Source organism: Caulobacter sp. LARHSG274 (assembly GCF_052871235.1).
In genome coordinates this window covers 14,342-29,566 of record NZ_JBIXJO010000028.1, presented here as the reverse complement: position 1 = coordinate 29,566, position 15,225 = coordinate 14,342, and the positions used below count along the sequence as shown (strand labels likewise).

Below are 15,225 nucleotides of genomic sequence, written 5' to 3'. Positions count from 1 at the left end.
CTCAGACGGCGTCTGAAAGCATGCTGGACGCCGGTTCTGCGACCGGCTCGACGTGGGCGACCTTGCGCGGCGGCCGCATGAACAGGGCGGCGACGAAGATCACCCCGATCACCGCCGCGAACAGCTGGAAGGTCGGGGCGAAGCCGCCGAGGCGGTCGCGCATGACGCCGCCGATCACCGGCCCCAGGGCCGAGACCGCCCCCACCAGGCAGACCAGGGAGAAGATCTCCAGATTGTTCTTGCGGCCATAATAGTTGAGCAAAAGGATGCTGACCGCCAGCACCGTCATGCCGAAGCCGACCCCCACCCCGACCGCGAACAGCATCATCAGCGGCCAGGTGGCGGCATGGCCCAGGGCCAGCAGGCCGACGGCCATCATCCCCTGGGCCCCGGCCAGCAGCCAGCGCGGGTCGACGCGGTCGCCGATCAGGCCGCCGCCCAGGCGCGCGGCCACCTGCATCAGGGATTCCAGGCTGATGGCGCTGACCGCCACGGCCGAGACCACGCCCAGTTCGCTGAAATGGCTGGGGGCCAGGCTGACGGCGGTCACCCCGCCCAGCAGGTGGGCGAAATAGGCGGCCAGGATCACCCAGAACTGCGGCGTGGCCAGGGCCTCCTTCACGGTCCAGTCGGTCGTGGTGCGATAGACCCGGGCGTCGGCCGGCGCGGTCTTGGCGTCCTCGGCCACGGCCTTGTCGGTGTCGACGGCGGCGGCGGCCAGCCAGGCCCGGCCGCCGACCAGGGCCGCGCACAGGGCCCCGACCCCGATCGAGGCCGCCGCCTGCATCGCCCAGTAGGGCCGCCAGGCGCCGTGGGCCATCTGCATGCCGGTCAGGGCCATCCACGGCCCGGCCACCCCGCCCAGCGAGCCGATGGTGAAATAGATTCCGAACGGCAGGGCCCGCTTCTTGAACAGCATCGACAGCACGTGGGTCCCCGGGATCAGGGCCATCATCTGGTAGCCGACGCCCAACAGGGCGGTGCCGGCCAGATAGATCGCCAGCCCGCGGGCCGCGGCCAGGCAGGCGAAGCCCGCCACCATCACCGCCGAGCCGGCGACGATCGTCCCCCGCACCCCGACCTTGCGGATCAGGATGGCCGGCAGCCAGGACGAGGCCCCGCAGAACGCTCCCAGCAGGGTGAAGCCGAAGAAGGCCCAGCCGAAGCTCCACTTCAGCTCCTTGATCATCGCCGGCAGGACCACGCCCAGCGACGAGAAGGTCGAGGCGGTGATCGTGAACAGCACCAGGCTGAGCGCGGCCAGCAGCAGCCAGGACCGCCAGGGGATCGTCTTCGACATGGGGGTCTCCATGCTTAAGCGAAGCTTCCGCGCCGCCGTTTCCGACGGCGCGGAAACGGGAACTAGAACTTGCGCGCCAGGGTCAGGCGCCACTCGCGGCCCTTGCTGGGCAGGGCTCCGAGGTTGGCGTAGCTGTCGGCGTCGGGGGTGAAATAGAGCTTGTCGAGCAGGTTATCGACATTGAACGTCGCGGTGTACGGGCCGTACTCGTAATAAATCGAGGCGTTGGCCACGGTGTATTTCGGATAGACGATGGGATCCTGCACCAGGGTCGAGGTCTTGCTGACCATGGTCGCCCCCAGCGTACCTCCCAGCCGGCCCCAGGCATGGGGATCGCCGGTATAGGCGCCGTAGAGGCTGACCACCGAGTGGGGGATCAGGCCGTAGGCGTAGTCCCCGCCGCGTCCGGGCAGGCTGGAGAAGTCGAAGGTCACGAAGCCGCCGCCGTAGCCGTTCACGCCCGAGAAGCCGGCGGTATAGGCGGGGATGTACTGGAACGAATGGTCGGGTCCCTTGACCGTGGTGTGCTGATTGTTGCCCGCGAAGGTGAAGCTGAAGTGCTCGCTGGCCAGCCAGCGGACTTCCAGTTCCACGCCCTTGGCGCGGGTGCCCTGGACCGTGGGATTGGTCCCGCTGGTCAGTTGGGTGCGGTTCTGGCGATAGGCCGACAGGGAGCCCACCAGCGTGCCCTTCAGAAGCTGGAACTTGACGCCGGCTTCGGCCAGGTCGCTGTCCGACAGCCAGGAGTCGTTGGCCACCAGGCTGGCGGCGATATCGCCGGCCTGGCTCATCTCGAGCGCCGAGGCCTTGGCGTAGGTGATGTAGGGCAGGACGCCGATCGGCGTCTTGTAGCTGAGGCTAGCCGAATAGGTGGCCTTGCCCTTGGAGTCCTTCTGCTGGCCGGCGACCTGGAAGGTGTAGAGGCCGGTGTCCTGGGACTTTACGTCATAGTCGTCGTAGCGACCGCCCAGCATCAGGTTCAGCGCGCCCAGATAGATGTCGCTGGTGAAGAACACGCCAGACTGCGTCCAGGTGCTGGAATTGTCGTTTTCCCAGTCCATGCCGGTCACGCCGGCGGGTTCGGTGCTGAACGGGCTGTCCATGATGTCGGTGGCCGTGGCGCCGTAGCTGATGTCGCGCCGGTCCAGGGCGATCATGCCGCTGTTGTAGCTCTCGCGCCGCCGGCCGTCGAACGACCGGTAGGACGCGCCCACGAACGACTTGGTCGTCACCGGCCCCGCGTCATAGGCGAAGTTGTAGGTCAGCCGCGCCTCCCAGACCGAGCTGTCGAACCAGGCCGGGTAGCCGTAGGACACGAAGCGCTTGTTCTCCTGGTCGTCATAGAACAGCTGCGCCTTGATCGAGCTGCTCGGCGACAGTTCCTTGGCCAGGTCGAAATAGAGCGTGTTGGTGTCGGTCTTCGAGAAGTCGGCCGGGCTGATATAGACCGTGCGCGGCGACAGCTTGGTCGTGCCGATGCCGGTGTCGAGCGTGTGGCGGGCCAGATTGTCTGCGGCGTTGGGTTGGAAAAGCAGGAATCTGTTGGGCGCATCGATGTAGAGATAGCTGCTGTAGGGATAGAAACCCGTCTCGCCCGGCGTGATCTTGCCGTTGCCGTCGCTGTCGACCAGGGTGGTGTCGCGGCCGGTGGTGTAGGTGCGATTGTCGATCAGGTCCTGGGTCAGGCGGTTCCAGCCCGGGGTCTGCACGTCGCCGTCGGAGTGGTACTTCATGCCGCCGAACGCCGTGGTCCAGCCATTGCCCAGGTCGAAGTCGGCCGAGACCTCGCCGGTCTGGCGGCGCGGATAGATCCCCTTGTAGAAGCTGTGGCTGTCCTCGGCCTCGCCATAGACATAGACGCCGCCAATCACCGGCCCCAGGTTCACCGGCAGGCCGATCTGGCCGGTGAGATTCTTCTTGTTGTACGAGCCGTAGGTGGCGGTGATCTCGCCGGTCGGCTCGCTCAGATAGCCGCCTTCGTTCTTGCCGGACTTGGGAATGAAGTTGAGCATGCCGCCGACCTTGCCCGAGCCGTAGATCGGGGTCGGCGGGCCGCGGACCACCTGAATCTGGTCGGCCGCGCCGATCGGCGTCGAATAGGTGCCGCGGTTCTCGATGCGCTTGAAGCCCCGGAAGTAGTTCTCGGCCAGGGTGCCGCGGATGTTGAGCGCGCCGGGGACCCCGTAGAAGCTGGCGGTATAGGTCCCCGGCGACACTGCGGTGAGGCCGTCGATCGTCTCGATGCCGTAACGTTGCAGCGTCACGTCGCTGACGAAGCTGGCCGAGCGCGGCGTTTCCAGCAGCGGCTTGTCCAGGCCGAACACGGTGTTGCTGGGCTGCTTCTCCAGCAGGCCGGCCTTGTCGCGCGCCTTGACGACGATCTCGTCGACCGCCGTCGACGCGTCGGCGGGGACAGGATCGGCGGCGAAGGCATGGCCAGACAGCGCGAGCAGCACAGCGGCGGACACACCCGCCATCAACAGCCGTTGGTTCGACATGACGTCCTCGTTCGAGGCGGTCGCGCCCATCACCCGCGGTGATATCCCCAGGACGACGCCTCTTGAGGACGAGCATCGCCCCTTCGCGCCGTCCTGGCGTTTTCGGTCTCTGACATTTTGAAGGAAATGTCCTGGCCGCCCGCTTCTTGCTCAATCCGGGCCGCTGCGCGCTCGGCGGGGGTCAAGAAACTTGATCCACCGCGCACAAGGGGCCGTCAAAAGCGTCGCGGGGCAACCGTCCGGCGGCGGTTCAGCGCGGGCCGGTGTCGATCCAGACGACGTCGCCGCGGTCATGGTCATGGACGAACGGCGCATGCCGCAGGCCGCTCCAGGCGGCGGTGACCAGGCCGCAGACGATGACGGCCATGAACGAAAAGCTGCGCAGGGCGCAAAATACAGACATCGGCGCTTCTCCCTCGCCGACTTTCCGCCCCGAGGGTTTCCACCAAGTTGATGAATCGCGCCCGAAACCTGCGACAGAGGCGCGCGCGTCAGGCCGTCTTTCGCTCGTCGCATATTTCGATCATACTGGAAATATGGAATTAAAAGCCGCCACCGTCACCCTCTCCGCCCTGGCCCACGAGGGCCGGCTGGCGATCTTCCGGTTGCTCGTCCAGGCCGGTCCCTCGGGCGTCGCGGCCGGCGAAATCGCCCGGCGCCTTGAGATGCCGCCCAGCACCCTGTCGGCCAATCTCAACATCCTGTCGCACGCCGGCCTGATCGGCGCGCGGCGCGAGGGCCGCTCGATCCTCTACGCCGCTGACTATGGAGCGATGAGCGGCCTGCTGGGCTTCCTGATGCAGGACTGCTGCAACGGCGCGCCGGAGATCTGCGCGCCGCTCGAAGGCCTGATCGCCCGCGCCGCCTGTTGCGACGCTCAATGACCGCCGCCTTCGACCTGCCGCGCCGCCTGGTCGCCGAAGCCCTGGGCTCGGCCCTGCTGCTGGCGGTGGTCATCGGCTCGGGGATCATGGGCGAGCGGCTGGCCGGCGGCAATGTCGCCATCGCCCTGCTCGGCAACACCCTGGCCACCGGCGCCGGGCTGGTGGTGCTGATCACCGTGTTCGGACCGATCTCGGGCGCGCACTTCAATCCGGCCGTCACCCTGGTCGCCGTGCTGCGGCGGGAGATCGCCGGGCGCGACGCCCTGCTCTACCCGCTGGTCCAGGTCGCCGGCGCGATCGCCGGGGTCTGGCTGGCCCACGCCATGTTCGGCGAGCCGATCCTGCAGGTCTCGACCAAGCTGCGCGACGGTCCGGCCCAGATGCTGGCCGAGACGGTGGCCACCTTCGGCCTGGTGGCGACCATTCTCGGCGCGGTGCGCTTCCGCCCCGACTTCACGCCCATGGCGGTGGGGCTTTACATCACCGCCGCCTACTGGTTCACCGCCTCGACCTCGTTCGCCAACCCGGCGGTCACCGTCGCCCGCGCCCTGTCGGACACCTTCGCCGGCATTGCGCCCGCGTCGGCGCCCGCCTTCATCCTGGCCCAGCTCGTCGGCGCCCTGCTGGCGGCCCTGGCGTTCGGATGGCTCCTGAAGGAACAGACCCGCCCATGACCCGCGCCGACTTTCCCGTCACCATCTTCCACAACCCCAGCTGCGGCACCTCGCGCAACGTGGTGGCCATGGTCCGCGAGGCGGGCCTGGAGCCGACGGTGGTCGAGTATCTGAAGGCCGGCTGGACCCGCGAGCAGCTGCTGGACCTGCTGGCCCAGGCCGGGGCGACGCCGCGCGACTGGCTGCGCGACAAGGGAACCTCGGCCGCCGAACTGGGCCTGCTGGAACCCGGCGTCGCCGACGACGCGATTCTCGAGGCCATGGTCGCCCACCCGATCCTGGTCAACCGCCCGATCGTGGTCACGCCCAAGGGCGTCGCCCTGTGCCGGCCGTCCGAGCGGGCCCTCGACCTGCTCGACGCCGTTCCCGAAAGCTTCACCAAGGAAGACGGCGAGGTGGTGCGCCCGCGCGGCTAGAGGCGAATGCTCCGTGAACGGAATCCGTCGCAAATCTGTCGCCAAACTGTGACAAATGGCGGAGACAATCGGACGTAGAACGTTCCGGTCTCGCCTTTTCGCCCCTCGAAAGTAGGACGCCGTCATGAAAACCCTGCTCGGAGTCACCGCCGCCCTCGGCCTGCTGGCCGGCGCATCCAGCGCCCACGCCGCCCGCGACTATGTCTGGGCCGCCGGTTCGTCGACCGTATTCCCGTTCTCGACCCGCACCGCCGAGAACTTCGCCAAGAAGACCGGCAAGAAGTCGCCGAAGGTCGAGAGCCTGGGCACCGGCGGCGGCATCAAGATGTTCTGCGGCGGCATGGGCGAGAAGTTCCCCGACATCGCCAACGCCTCGCGGCCGATGAAGAAGTCCGAGTTCGAGGCCTGCAAGGCGGCCGGCGTCAACAACATCGTCGAGCTGAAGATCGGCTTCGACGGCATCGTCGTGGCCATGGACAAGGGCGCGCCGGACTACAATTTCAAGGTCGAGCACCTGTATCTGGGCCTGGCCCAGAACGTCCTGCGCGGCGGCCAGTTCGTGGCCAATCCGTACAAGACCTGGAAGGACATCGGCGCCGGCCTGCCGGCCAACCGCATCCTGGTCTACGGCCCGCCGCCGACCTCGGGCACCCGCGACGCCTTCGTCGAGCTGGCCATCGAGGGCGGAGCCAAGAAGTTCCCCACCGCCAAGGCCCTGCACGACAAGGACGAAAAGGCCTTCAAGGCCAAGGTCGACCCGCTGCGCACCGACGGCCCCTGGGTCGACGCCGGCGAGAACGACAACGCCATCGTCGGCACCATCGAGAAGACCCCCGGGGCCCTGGGCGTGTTCGGCTATTCCTTCCTGGAAGAGAACGCCAACCGCATCAAGGCCGCCAGCGTCAATGGCGTGAAGCCCTCGGCCCAGACCATCGCCGGCGGCCAGTACCCGCTGTCGCGCTCGCTCTACATCTACGTCAAGAAGGACCAGGTCGGGGTGACCCCGGGCCTGAAGGAGTTCATCGCCGAATTCGTGTCCGACGCGGCCACGGGCCGGGGCGGTTATCTCCAGGGCCGCGGCCTGATCCCCCTGCCCCCCGCCCAGCACGAGGCGATGAAGACCGCGGCGACCAAGCTGCCGACGATGGCGGCGCCGAAGTCCTAGGAAGCGCCCGGCGTCCAAAGAGGCTTGACCCCGGCCGGCGTCGCGCGCTCGATAGCGCCCTCGCCGGTTGGAGACCGTTCATGCTCGAACGCATCGAGGAACGCCTGCAAGACCTGGAACGCCTGGTGATCAAGCAGGCCGAGCGTATCGACGAGCTTGAGCAGCAGCTCAGCGTCATGCGCCGGGTGTCGCGCTACGCCGTGCCGCCCGAAAGCACGAAGGAAGACGAAGCCGCCTAGCTTAGTTGGTCGGCTGGTCCGCGCCCGCCCGCGAGGTCATGCCCGCGGCGGCCGCGTCGTCGGCCATCTGGGCGTCGACCGAGGGCGGCGGCTGGGCGGGCGGCGCCGCGACGACGGCGATGGGGGCCGGCTGGGCGGCCGGCTTGGGCGGAGCGGCCACGCGCGCAGGCCGGGCGACGGCGGCGGTCCCGGCGGCGGTGCGGACTTCGCTGGGGCCCTCGTCATAGCCGCCGTGGAGATCCAGGGTGCTGGCGATCAGCAGGACGCCGACGGTGGCGATGGCGCCGACCAGAACGCCCAGGAGGATCCATCCGAACGGGTTGCTCTTGCGTTCGGCCTTGGCCATCCGGGAATTCCTCTGATCTGCGGCCCTCTTACGAGCCGACCCAACGCCGGACGGGGCCGACGTCGACATGGACGAAATTGCTGGTGGGATAATAGCCCACCCCGCCCCGGCCAAGGTCCAGGGCCGCGGCCCGCACCCGATCCAGAGCGACGTCCTCCAGATAGATATCAATCGCCTTGCCGTCCATGTGCAGGCTGCGCTTGGCGACCTCGCCGCTGCGCTCGTGCAATAGGGCGTTGGTCTTGGGCGAGCGGTAGCCGGAGATCACCTGGAAGTGCGCCTTGGTCTCGGTCTTGCCCGCCAGGTCGGCCAGGGTGTCGAACAGGCGCGGGTTCATCGGGTGGACGTCGCCGGTGCGGTAGTCGCGCAGCACCTTGTCCAGGGCCTGGACCGCGTCGGGCACGTAGTCGCCGTTCTCGAAATAGACCGCCTCAAGCTTTTCCTCGGTGTGAATATTGTGCAGCTTCAGCCAGCGGGGCGCGGCCGAGGCCGGACGTGGCGGGGGCGCCGGCGCGGCCGCCGTGGGCGCCAAACCTTCGGGCGGGAGGCCCTCGGCCTGCTGGGATTGGCGCAGCAGCAGGTCGCCGATCGGATCGGAGTCCGAGAGTTTCGCCTGCGCCAGCGCCGCCACGGGTCCAACCACGCTGGCGCCGAGCACGCCAAGACCCATACCGAGCAGCTTGCGTCGTTCAATCATCGCTACGCTTTTCCCGACTTAATCCCGCGCGATCGCCGACGGCGGCCGCCAGGCCGGCGGCGTCCACGCGGATACTAAAACGCTAAAGTCTTTCCGAACTTGAAAGGCTTACGCGGGAAAAAAGGCCTTAGGCGGGCGCCCAGGTCAAGCGGCGCTGGAGGTGGCTGCGGCAATACGCAGCACCAGCTCGCGATCCCAGCCATAGGGATCGTCGCGGAAGTTCACCTGCCCGTCCGGGGTCACATAGGCGGTCCAGTAGAGCAGGAACACGGCGATCGGCTGGGCCAGCGGGGCCCGCACGGTCTTGCCGGCGGCGATGGTCGCGTCGACCACCTCGGGGCTCCAGGCCGGGTCGGCGGACAGCAACTGCTTGGCCAGCGGGATCGGCTTTTCCAGCCGCACGCAGCCGTGGCTGGCCAGGCGGCTGAAGCTGGCGAACTTCGAGCGGCTGGGGGTGTCGTGCAGATAGACGCCGTAGGGATTGTTGAAGTCGAACTTGACCAGGCCCAGCGCCGCCTTGGGCCCGGCCTTCTGCTGCAGCCGCGAGCCGCCGTCGCCGGTCGGGATGACGATGAAGTCGTTGCGGGCCAGATAGCCCGGGCTGGCCCGCTCCTTGGGCCACAGCTCCTTGGCGGCGATCGAGGACGGCACGTTCCAAGGCGGGTTGAGCACGATCGAATGGATGGTCGAGGCCAACATCGGCGTCTCGTCGCCAGGCCGCCCGGTCACCGCCCGCATGGTCAGGTTGGGGGCATCGTCGTGGAACACGCTCATCACGGCGGCGGCGATATTGACCTGGATACGGTCGGACGGCAGCTGCTGCGGCAGCCAGCGCCAGCGTTCCATATTGGCCAGGATCTGACCGATGCGCAGGTCGACCGGCACATTGAGGGCCGCCAGCGTCTGCGGCCCCAGGCCGCCGTCGGGATTGAGGCCGAAGCGCTTCTGGGCCCGCATCAGCGCCTGCTGCAGGGCTTCGTCGAACACCGGGGCGGCGTCGACGGCCACGGTCGGGTCCTCGACGGCCAGCCGCGCCTCCAGGGCGGCGATGCGCGGATCGCCCTTGGTCCCCAGCTTCAGCGGCGGTCCGCCCTCCAGCGGCAGCCAGCCGCCGCGCGCGGCGATGTCGCGATAGGTCGCCAGGCCCTTCCGCAGGGTCTGGTAGCCGGTATAGGGCGGCGGCAGGCTGTCCAGCCACGGACGCAGGCGATCCTGGTTCACCGCCTGGACGAAGTCGGGACCCGGATCGTAGGGGGCCGGACGCAGGCCCCAGTCCTCAAGGAAGGCCTCGGGCGGCAGCCGCCCCGAATGCACCGCCCGGGCGTAGCGCAGCGTCAGCGCGATCAGCTGCGCCTGGCCGGCTTGGCGCGTGGCCGCGTCGCGGGCGTTCAGCAGCGGCATGACCGCGTCCGGCGCGAAGGCCTCCGGCTCGAAGCCATGAGTGAAGGCCTGCGACAGCACCCGGACCAGCAGATCGGCCTGGTCGGGGCGCAGCACGACGCTGATCGGCGGCGGAATCACCGGAATCGGCTGCTGCGGCGCCCGCACGAGGGGCGGATTTTGAAGCTGGGCGCCGGTGGCCGCGACCGTCAGAAAGGAAAGCGCGCCGCCAAGCAACGCGCTACGTTTGGTCCAGGTCTTGGTCACCGTTTACAGATCTCGCGGCACATTCGCGCGCGGCCGTTCCGCGCGCCCTCAAATGCCCGTGCCGTCCCTTGTTCGTCAACGCAAGTATCACTGGAAGCCAACGGTTGAACCGGCTTCCGGTTCTTTATTTTCTGTCCGGAACCTTACGGCCACACTGGCGGTTTGATCCGGGGTCGGGCGGCAATCGCTCGCCTTTTCATCAGGACCTTATCGATGAAGATCGCCCAGGTGCCCCCTCTTTACGAAGCCGTCCCGCCCCGCCTCTACGGCGGCACCGAGCGCGTCGTGGCGCACCTCACCGACGCCCTGGTCGACCTTGGACATCAGGTCACCCTGTTCGCCAGCGGCGACGCCCGCACCCGGGCCGAACTGGTGGTCGTGCGCGACCAGGCGATCCGGCTGGATCCCGCGCCGCTGAAGTCGGACCTGGCCGCCCACATGACGATGCTGCACGAGGTGCGCCGCCAGGCCCATCGCTTCGACGTCATCCACTTCCACACCGACATGATCCACTTCCCGATGTTCACCGACATCGCCGGACGCACCCTGACCACCCTGCACGGCCGCCTCGACCTGAAGGACCTAGCAGGGGTCTATCGCCGCTGGTCGCAATATCCTCTGGTCTCGATCTCCGACGACCAGCGCCGCCCCCTGCCCTTCGCCAACTGGGCCGGCACGGTGCTGCACGGCGTCGCCGCCGAGACCTATGCGTTCCGCGCGGCGCCGGAGGGCTACCTGGCGTTCCTGGGCCGCATCTCCCCCGAAAAGGGACCCGAGCGGGCCATCGCCATCGCCAAGCGCCTGGGCAAGCCCCTGAAGATCGCCGCCAAGGTCGACAACGCCGACGTGGAATACTTCCGCGCCGTCGTCGAGCCGCTGCTGGACGATCCGCTGGTCGAGTTCATCGGCGAGATCGGCGACCACCAGAAGTCGGACTTCCTGGGCGGGGCCGAGGCCCTGCTGTTTCCGATCGCCTGGCCCGAACCCTTCGGCCTGGTGATGATCGAGGCCATGGCCTGCGGGACGCCGGTGATCGCCTATGACTGCGGCTCGGTGCGGGAAGTGGTCGAGAACGGCCTCACCGGCTTCATCGTGAAGGACGAGGACGGCGCGGTGGACGCTGTGCGGCGTCTGGGAACCCTGAAGCGCCGCCGGGTGCGCGAGCAGTTCAACGCGCGGTTCTCAGCGGTGGCCATGGCCGAGCGCTATCTTCGGCTCTACGAAAACATCGAGGAGACATCCGCGCCGCCGACGCCCCGCCTGGCGCTGGCCCAAACGGGCTGATCCGAAGCCGCCGCGTCCCTGACACGATCGGACATTAGGACGCTGGAATCCGTCCGCCAGCCTCGCTGGCGTGGTAGGGTTTCGGGGGATGCCAGCTCAAGAGGCCGAGCACATGGATGATCTCACGCCGGGTCCGACGGCGACGGTCGAACAGGGCGACACCGGGGAGCCCCGGGTCCCCTACCGCCTTTTCGCCCTCAAGGACCGCGACACCTTCCTGGTGGCCGACGCCTTCGGCGACGTGCTGGGGGCGGCCGACGGCCTGTTCCATGACGACACCCGGCTGCTGTCGCGCCTGCGGCTGCTGCTGGGCAACCGCGCCCCGGCCCTGCTGAGCGCGGCGGTGTCGCAGGACAACGTGTTCTTCACCTCGCACTCGACCAATGAGCCCCTGCCGGCCCTGGGCGGGGCGGCCGCGCCGCATGGGGCGATCCATGTCGAGCGCAAGCGCTTCCTGTGGGACCAGCGGCTGTACGAGCGCCTGCGCTTCGTCAACTACAGCCGCGACATGGTCATCCTGCCGGTCAGCCTGGAATACGACGCCGACTTCCACGACATGTTCGAGGTGCGCGGCTCCAAGCGTCCGGCCCGCGGCCGCATCCTGCCCGCCGAGACGAACGGCCGCTGCGTGGTCTATGCCTATGACGGTCTGGACGGGGTGCGGCGCACCAGCGCGGTGTCGTTCTCCGAGCCGCCCGGACGCTTGGGACCGCAGCGCGCCGACTTCATGTTCATGCTGACGCCGGAAACCCATTTCGACCTCTATGTCGAGGTCGGGGTGACGGCCGACCATCCGCCGACCCGCGAGCGCTGGCGGGCGGCGGCGGCCCGGGCGCGGCTGAACATGCGCGGACGGCGGCGGCGCGGGGCGCGGCTGCACAGCTCGGGCCGGCTGTTCAACGACTGGCTGGAAAAGTCGCGGGCGGACCTCGCCCTGCTGACCACCGAATTCGCCACCGGCCTCTATCCCTACGCCGGCATTCCGTGGTTCTCGACCCCGTTCGGCCGCGACGCCATCATCACCGCCTGGCAGGTGCTGTGGATCGAGCCCAGCCTGACCCGCGGCGTGCTGGGCTACCTGGCCGAGCACCAGGCCCGCGAGGTCTCGGCGTTCCGCGACAGCGCGCCGGGCAAGATCATGCACGAGACCCGCAAGGGCGAGATGAACGTGCTCGAGGAGCTGCCGTTCGGCCGCTACTACGGCGGGGTCGACACCACCCCGCTGTTCGTGGCCCTGGCCTGCGCCTACGCCCAGCGCACCGGCGACCTGGACTATATCGACAAGCTCTGGGAGCCGCTGACGGCCGCGATCGCCTGGATCGAGCATTTCGGCGACAGCGACGGCGACGGCCTGATCGACTATGCGCGCGGCGCCAAGAGCGGCCTGTCCAATCAGAACTGGAAAGACAGCGAGGACAGCGTCTTCCACGCCGACGGCCGGTTTCCCGACGGGCCGATCGCCGTGGTCGAGGTCCAGGGCTACGCCTTCGCGGCCTTCCAGGGCATGGCCGACCTCGCCGAGCGGCGCGGCGATCCCCTCAACGCCGCGCGCTGGCGGGCCAAGGCCGAGCACCTGCGCCAGGAGGTCGAGGACCGGTTCTGGATGGAGGACAAGGGCTTCTACGCCATGGCCATCGACGGCCACGGCCAGCCCTGCCGCGTGCGCGGCAGCAATCCCGGCCACCTGCTGTTCTGCGGCCTGCCCAGCCCCGACCGCGCGGCCAAGGTCGCCGAGGCCCTGCTGTCCAGCGCCTTCCATAACGGCTTCGGGGTGCGGACCCTGGCCACCGGCGAGCCGCGCTTCAACCCGATGAGCTATCACAACGGCTCGGTCTGGCCGCACGACACCGCCATCTGCGCCATGGGCCTGGCCCGCTACGGCCTCCGGGACGGGGTGGTGCGGATGATGTCGGGCCTGTTCGAGACCGCCGCCCATTACGAGATGCGCCTGCCCGAGCTGTTCTGCGGCTTTCCGCGCCAGGCGGGCGAGCCGCCGGTGGCCTATCCCGTCGCCTGCCTGCCCCAGGCCTGGGCGGCGGGCTCGGCCTTCATGATGCTGCAGGCCTGCCTGGGCATCACCATCGACGGTTGGCGGGGCGAGATCCAGCTGACCGACTCGCGTCTGCCGATCGGCATCGACCGGCTGTCGATCGAGGGCCTGAAGGTCGGCGACGGCCGGGCCGACATCGTCTTCGAGCACATCGGCGGCTATGTCGCCGCCCATGCCGGCCGCCAGTCCACCGTTCCGATCCTGATCCGACGCTAAGGGAGGCCCATGCCCCAGACCCTCGACCTGTTCCCGATCGGCAACTGCGCCGTCAGCGCCCTGATCGACCGCGGCGGCCGCTTCGTCTGGGCCTGCGCGCCGCGGGTCGATTCCGACCCGGCGTTCAGCGCCCTGCTCGGCGGACTGGAGCCCGGCGACCCAGACGCCAAGGGCCTCTGGGAGGTGGCCGTCGACGGGACCACCAGCATCGAACAGGCCTATCTGCGCAACACCGCGATCCTGCGCACGGTGGTCACCGACGCCGACGGAGCCAGCCTGGAGATTCTCGACTTCTCGCCGCGCTACCAGCAGTTCGGCCGCATCTTCCGGCCCACCACCTTCGTCCGCCTGGTGCGACCGATCAGCGGCGTGGCCCGGATCACCATCCGCCTGCGCCCGACCGCCGACTGGGGCGCGCGCCTGGCCGAGCACACCAGCGGCTCCAACCACATCCGCTACCTGTGCACCGGCATGACCCTGCGCCTGACCACCGACGGTCCGGTGTCGCACATCCTGGAGGAGCGCACCTTCCGGCTGGAGCGGCCGATCGCCATGTTCCTGGGGGCCGACGAGGGCTTCAACGCCGACATCGGCGCCACCGGCGCGCGGATGCTGCAGCAGACCGAGGACTACTGGCAGAACTGGGTGCGCACCCTGGCCGTGCCGCTGGACTGGCAGTCGGCGGTGATCCGCGCGGCCATCGCCCTGAAGCTCTGCGCCCATGAGGAGACCGGGGCGATCGTCGCGGCCCTGACCACCTCGATCCCCGAACACGCCAACAGCGGCCGCAACTGGGATTACCGCTACTGCTGGCTGCGCGACGCCTATTACGTGGTCCAGGCCCTGAACCGACTGGGGGCGGTCGACATCCTGGAGAACTACCTCGGCTATCTGCGCAACATCGTCGATCGAGCGGCCGGCGGCCACATCCAGCCGCTGTTCGGGGTGGGATTCGAGCCGCAGCTGACCGAGCGCTTCGCCCCCGACTTGCCCGGCTATCGTGGCATGGGCCCGGTGCGGATCGGCAACCAGGCCTTCGAGCACCAGCAGCACGACGTCTACGGCCAGATCATCCTGTCCACGGTCCAGGCCTTCTTCGACGAGCGCCTGCTGCGGCCCGGCACGATCGAGGACTTTCACAATCTGGAGCCGGTCGGCGAACGGGCCTTCCAGCTGCACGACCAGCCTGACGCCAGCCTCTGGGAGTTCCGCGGCCGGGCCAATGTCCACACCTATTCGGCGGTGATGTGCTGGGCGGCCTGCGACCGCCTGGGCAACGCCGCCGCCCAGCTGGGCCTCGACGACCGGGCCCTGTTCTGGAACGACCGCGCCGCCAAGGTGCGGGCCACCATCGACAAGCGGGCCTGGAACGAGGACCTGGGCCGCTTCGCCGCCACCTTCGAGGGCGACGAGCTGGACGCCAGCCTGCTGCAGTTGGTCGACCTGCGCTTCATCGCCGCCGACGACCCGCGCAACGCCGCCACCGTCGCGGCGATCGAGGCGGGCCTGCGCAAGGGCTCCTACCTGCTGCGCTACGCCATCCCCGACGACTTCGGCGCCCCGCAGACGGCCTTCAACATCTGCACCTTCTGGCTGATCGAGGCGCTGTACCTGGCCGGCCGCATCGAGGAGGCCCGAGCTCTGTTCGAGGAGATGCTGGCCCGCCGCACCCCCGCCGGCCTGCTGTCGGAGGACATCGGCTTCGCCGACGGCGAGCTGTGGGGCAACTATCCGCAGACCTATTCCCTGGTCGGGCTGATCAACTGCGCGGTGCTGCTCAGTCGGCCTTGGACGTCGGTGCGGTGATCT

14 protein-coding genes are annotated in these 15,225 nt (G+C 68.7%); 8 read left to right on the top strand and 6 right to left on the bottom strand.

All coding sequences use genetic code 11. From position 1 onward, the window contains the following. Position 1: 1 nt before the first annotated feature. The 3 genes from ACIPQB_RS24810 to ACIPQB_RS24800 all read right to left on the bottom strand — a co-directional run bounded on the left by ACIPQB_RS24810 (position 2) and on the right by ACIPQB_RS24800 (position 4,201). Complete coding sequence (locus ACIPQB_RS24810; RefSeq protein ID WP_446487923.1) at positions 2–1,300, bottom strand: MFS transporter; 1,299 nt, start codon at positions 1,298–1,300, stop codon at positions 2–4. Between the two features lie 62 nt (positions 1,301–1,362). Then, complete coding sequence (locus ACIPQB_RS24805) at positions 1,363–3,798, bottom strand: TonB-dependent siderophore receptor (protein ID WP_446487922.1); 2,436 nt, start codon at positions 3,796–3,798, stop codon at positions 1,363–1,365. 250 nt (positions 3,799–4,048) lie between these two features. Further along, complete coding sequence (locus tag ACIPQB_RS24800; RefSeq protein ID WP_446487921.1) at positions 4,049–4,201, bottom strand: hypothetical protein; 153 nt, start codon at positions 4,199–4,201, stop codon at positions 4,049–4,051. Positions 4,202–4,334: 133 nt separating this feature from the next. Between ACIPQB_RS24800 and ACIPQB_RS24795 the strand changes: the two genes are divergently transcribed. The 5 genes from ACIPQB_RS24795 (at position 4,335) to ACIPQB_RS24775 (ending at position 7,176) form a co-directional block, all read left to right on the top strand. Further along, on the top strand, positions 4,335–4,682 hold the full coding sequence (locus tag ACIPQB_RS24795) for an ArsR/SmtB family transcription factor (RefSeq protein ID WP_446487920.1): 348 nt from the start codon (positions 4,335–4,337) through the stop codon (positions 4,680–4,682). After that, complete coding sequence (locus tag ACIPQB_RS24790) at positions 4,679–5,356, top strand: aquaporin (protein ID WP_446487919.1); 678 nt, start codon at positions 4,679–4,681, stop codon at positions 5,354–5,356. Before ACIPQB_RS24795 ends, ACIPQB_RS24790 begins: the two co-directional genes overlap by 4 nt. Continuing rightward, a complete protein-coding gene (gene arsC / locus ACIPQB_RS24785) occupies positions 5,353–5,772 on the top strand; it encodes an arsenate reductase (glutaredoxin) (protein ID WP_446487918.1) in 420 nt (139 codons plus the stop codon). Before ACIPQB_RS24790 ends, arsC begins: the two co-directional genes overlap by 4 nt. Before the next feature lie 124 nt (positions 5,773–5,896). Then, positions 5,897–6,937, top strand: a complete 1,041-nt coding sequence (locus tag ACIPQB_RS24780; RefSeq protein WP_446487917.1) for a substrate-binding domain-containing protein — start codon at positions 5,897–5,899, stop codon at positions 6,935–6,937. Between the two features lie 80 nt (positions 6,938–7,017). Next, entirely contained in the window at positions 7,018–7,176 is a 159-nt protein-coding gene (locus ACIPQB_RS24775) for a hypothetical protein (RefSeq protein ID WP_446487916.1), read from the top strand. Position 7,177: 1 nt separating this feature from the next. Here ACIPQB_RS24775 and ACIPQB_RS24770 read toward each other — a convergent pair whose 3' ends face one another. From ACIPQB_RS24770 to ACIPQB_RS24760, 3 genes are all read right to left on the bottom strand, one after another. After that, positions 7,178–7,522, bottom strand: a complete 345-nt coding sequence (locus ACIPQB_RS24770) for a hypothetical protein (RefSeq protein ID WP_446487915.1) — start codon at positions 7,520–7,522, stop codon at positions 7,178–7,180. A gap of 28 nt (positions 7,523–7,550) precedes the next feature. Further along, positions 7,551–8,219 carry a DUF882 domain-containing protein gene (locus ACIPQB_RS24765; RefSeq protein ID WP_446487914.1) on the bottom strand — a complete coding sequence of 223 codons (669 nt, stop codon included), beginning with the start codon at positions 8,217–8,219 and terminating at the stop codon, positions 7,551–7,553. 144 nt (positions 8,220–8,363) lie between these two features. Further along, positions 8,364–9,866 (bottom strand): L,D-transpeptidase family protein, encoded by a 1,503-nt coding sequence (locus ACIPQB_RS24760; protein WP_446487913.1) that lies wholly within the window; start codon positions 9,864–9,866, stop codon positions 8,364–8,366. A gap of 213 nt (positions 9,867–10,079) precedes the next feature. On the opposite strand from ACIPQB_RS24760, the gene ACIPQB_RS24755 reads away from it, so the two are divergent. From ACIPQB_RS24755 to ACIPQB_RS24745, 3 genes are all read left to right on the top strand, one after another. Continuing rightward, positions 10,080–11,150 (top strand): glycosyltransferase family 4 protein, encoded by a 1,071-nt coding sequence (locus ACIPQB_RS24755; RefSeq protein WP_446487912.1) that lies wholly within the window; start codon positions 10,080–10,082, stop codon positions 11,148–11,150. Between the two features lie 112 nt (positions 11,151–11,262). Next, positions 11,263–13,416 carry an amylo-alpha-1,6-glucosidase gene (locus ACIPQB_RS24750; protein WP_446487911.1) on the top strand — a complete coding sequence of 718 codons (2,154 nt, stop codon included), beginning with the start codon at positions 11,263–11,265 and terminating at the stop codon, positions 13,414–13,416. Between the two features lie 9 nt (positions 13,417–13,425). Continuing rightward, positions 13,426–15,222, top strand: a complete 1,797-nt coding sequence (locus ACIPQB_RS24745) for a glycoside hydrolase family 15 protein (RefSeq protein WP_446487910.1) — start codon at positions 13,426–13,428, stop codon at positions 15,220–15,222. The last annotated feature ends 3 nt before the right edge of the window (positions 15,223–15,225 follow it).

Coding starts and splice junctions, on each gene's coding strand:
- ACIPQB_RS24745 (WP_446487910.1), top strand. CDS start 13,426: ATGCCCCAGACCCTCGACCTGTTCCCGATCGGCAACTGCGCCGTCAGC.
- ACIPQB_RS24775 (WP_446487916.1), top strand. CDS start 7,018: ATGCTCGAACGCATCGAGGAACGCCTGCAAGACCTGGAACGCCTGGTG.
- ACIPQB_RS24780 (WP_446487917.1), top strand. CDS start 5,897: ATGAAAACCCTGCTCGGAGTCACCGCCGCCCTCGGCCTGCTGGCCGGC.
- arsC (WP_446487918.1), top strand. CDS start 5,353: ATGACCCGCGCCGACTTTCCCGTCACCATCTTCCACAACCCCAGCTGC.
- ACIPQB_RS24795 (WP_446487920.1), top strand. CDS start 4,335: ATGGAATTAAAAGCCGCCACCGTCACCCTCTCCGCCCTGGCCCACGAG.
- ACIPQB_RS24755 (WP_446487912.1), top strand. CDS start 10,080: ATGAAGATCGCCCAGGTGCCCCCTCTTTACGAAGCCGTCCCGCCCCGC.
- ACIPQB_RS24765 (WP_446487914.1), bottom strand. CDS start 8,219: ATGATTGAACGACGCAAGCTGCTCGGTATGGGTCTTGGCGTGCTCGGC.
- ACIPQB_RS24805 (WP_446487922.1), bottom strand. CDS start 3,798: ATGTCGAACCAACGGCTGTTGATGGCGGGTGTGTCCGCCGCTGTGCTG.
- ACIPQB_RS24810 (WP_446487923.1), bottom strand. CDS start 1,300: ATGTCGAAGACGATCCCCTGGCGGTCCTGGCTGCTGCTGGCCGCGCTC.
- ACIPQB_RS24800 (WP_446487921.1), bottom strand. CDS start 4,201: ATGTCTGTATTTTGCGCCCTGCGCAGCTTTTCGTTCATGGCCGTCATC.
- ACIPQB_RS24750 (WP_446487911.1), top strand. CDS start 11,263: ATGGATGATCTCACGCCGGGTCCGACGGCGACGGTCGAACAGGGCGAC.
- ACIPQB_RS24790 (WP_446487919.1), top strand. CDS start 4,679: ATGACCGCCGCCTTCGACCTGCCGCGCCGCCTGGTCGCCGAAGCCCTG.
- ACIPQB_RS24770 (WP_446487915.1), bottom strand. CDS start 7,522: ATGGCCAAGGCCGAACGCAAGAGCAACCCGTTCGGATGGATCCTCCTG.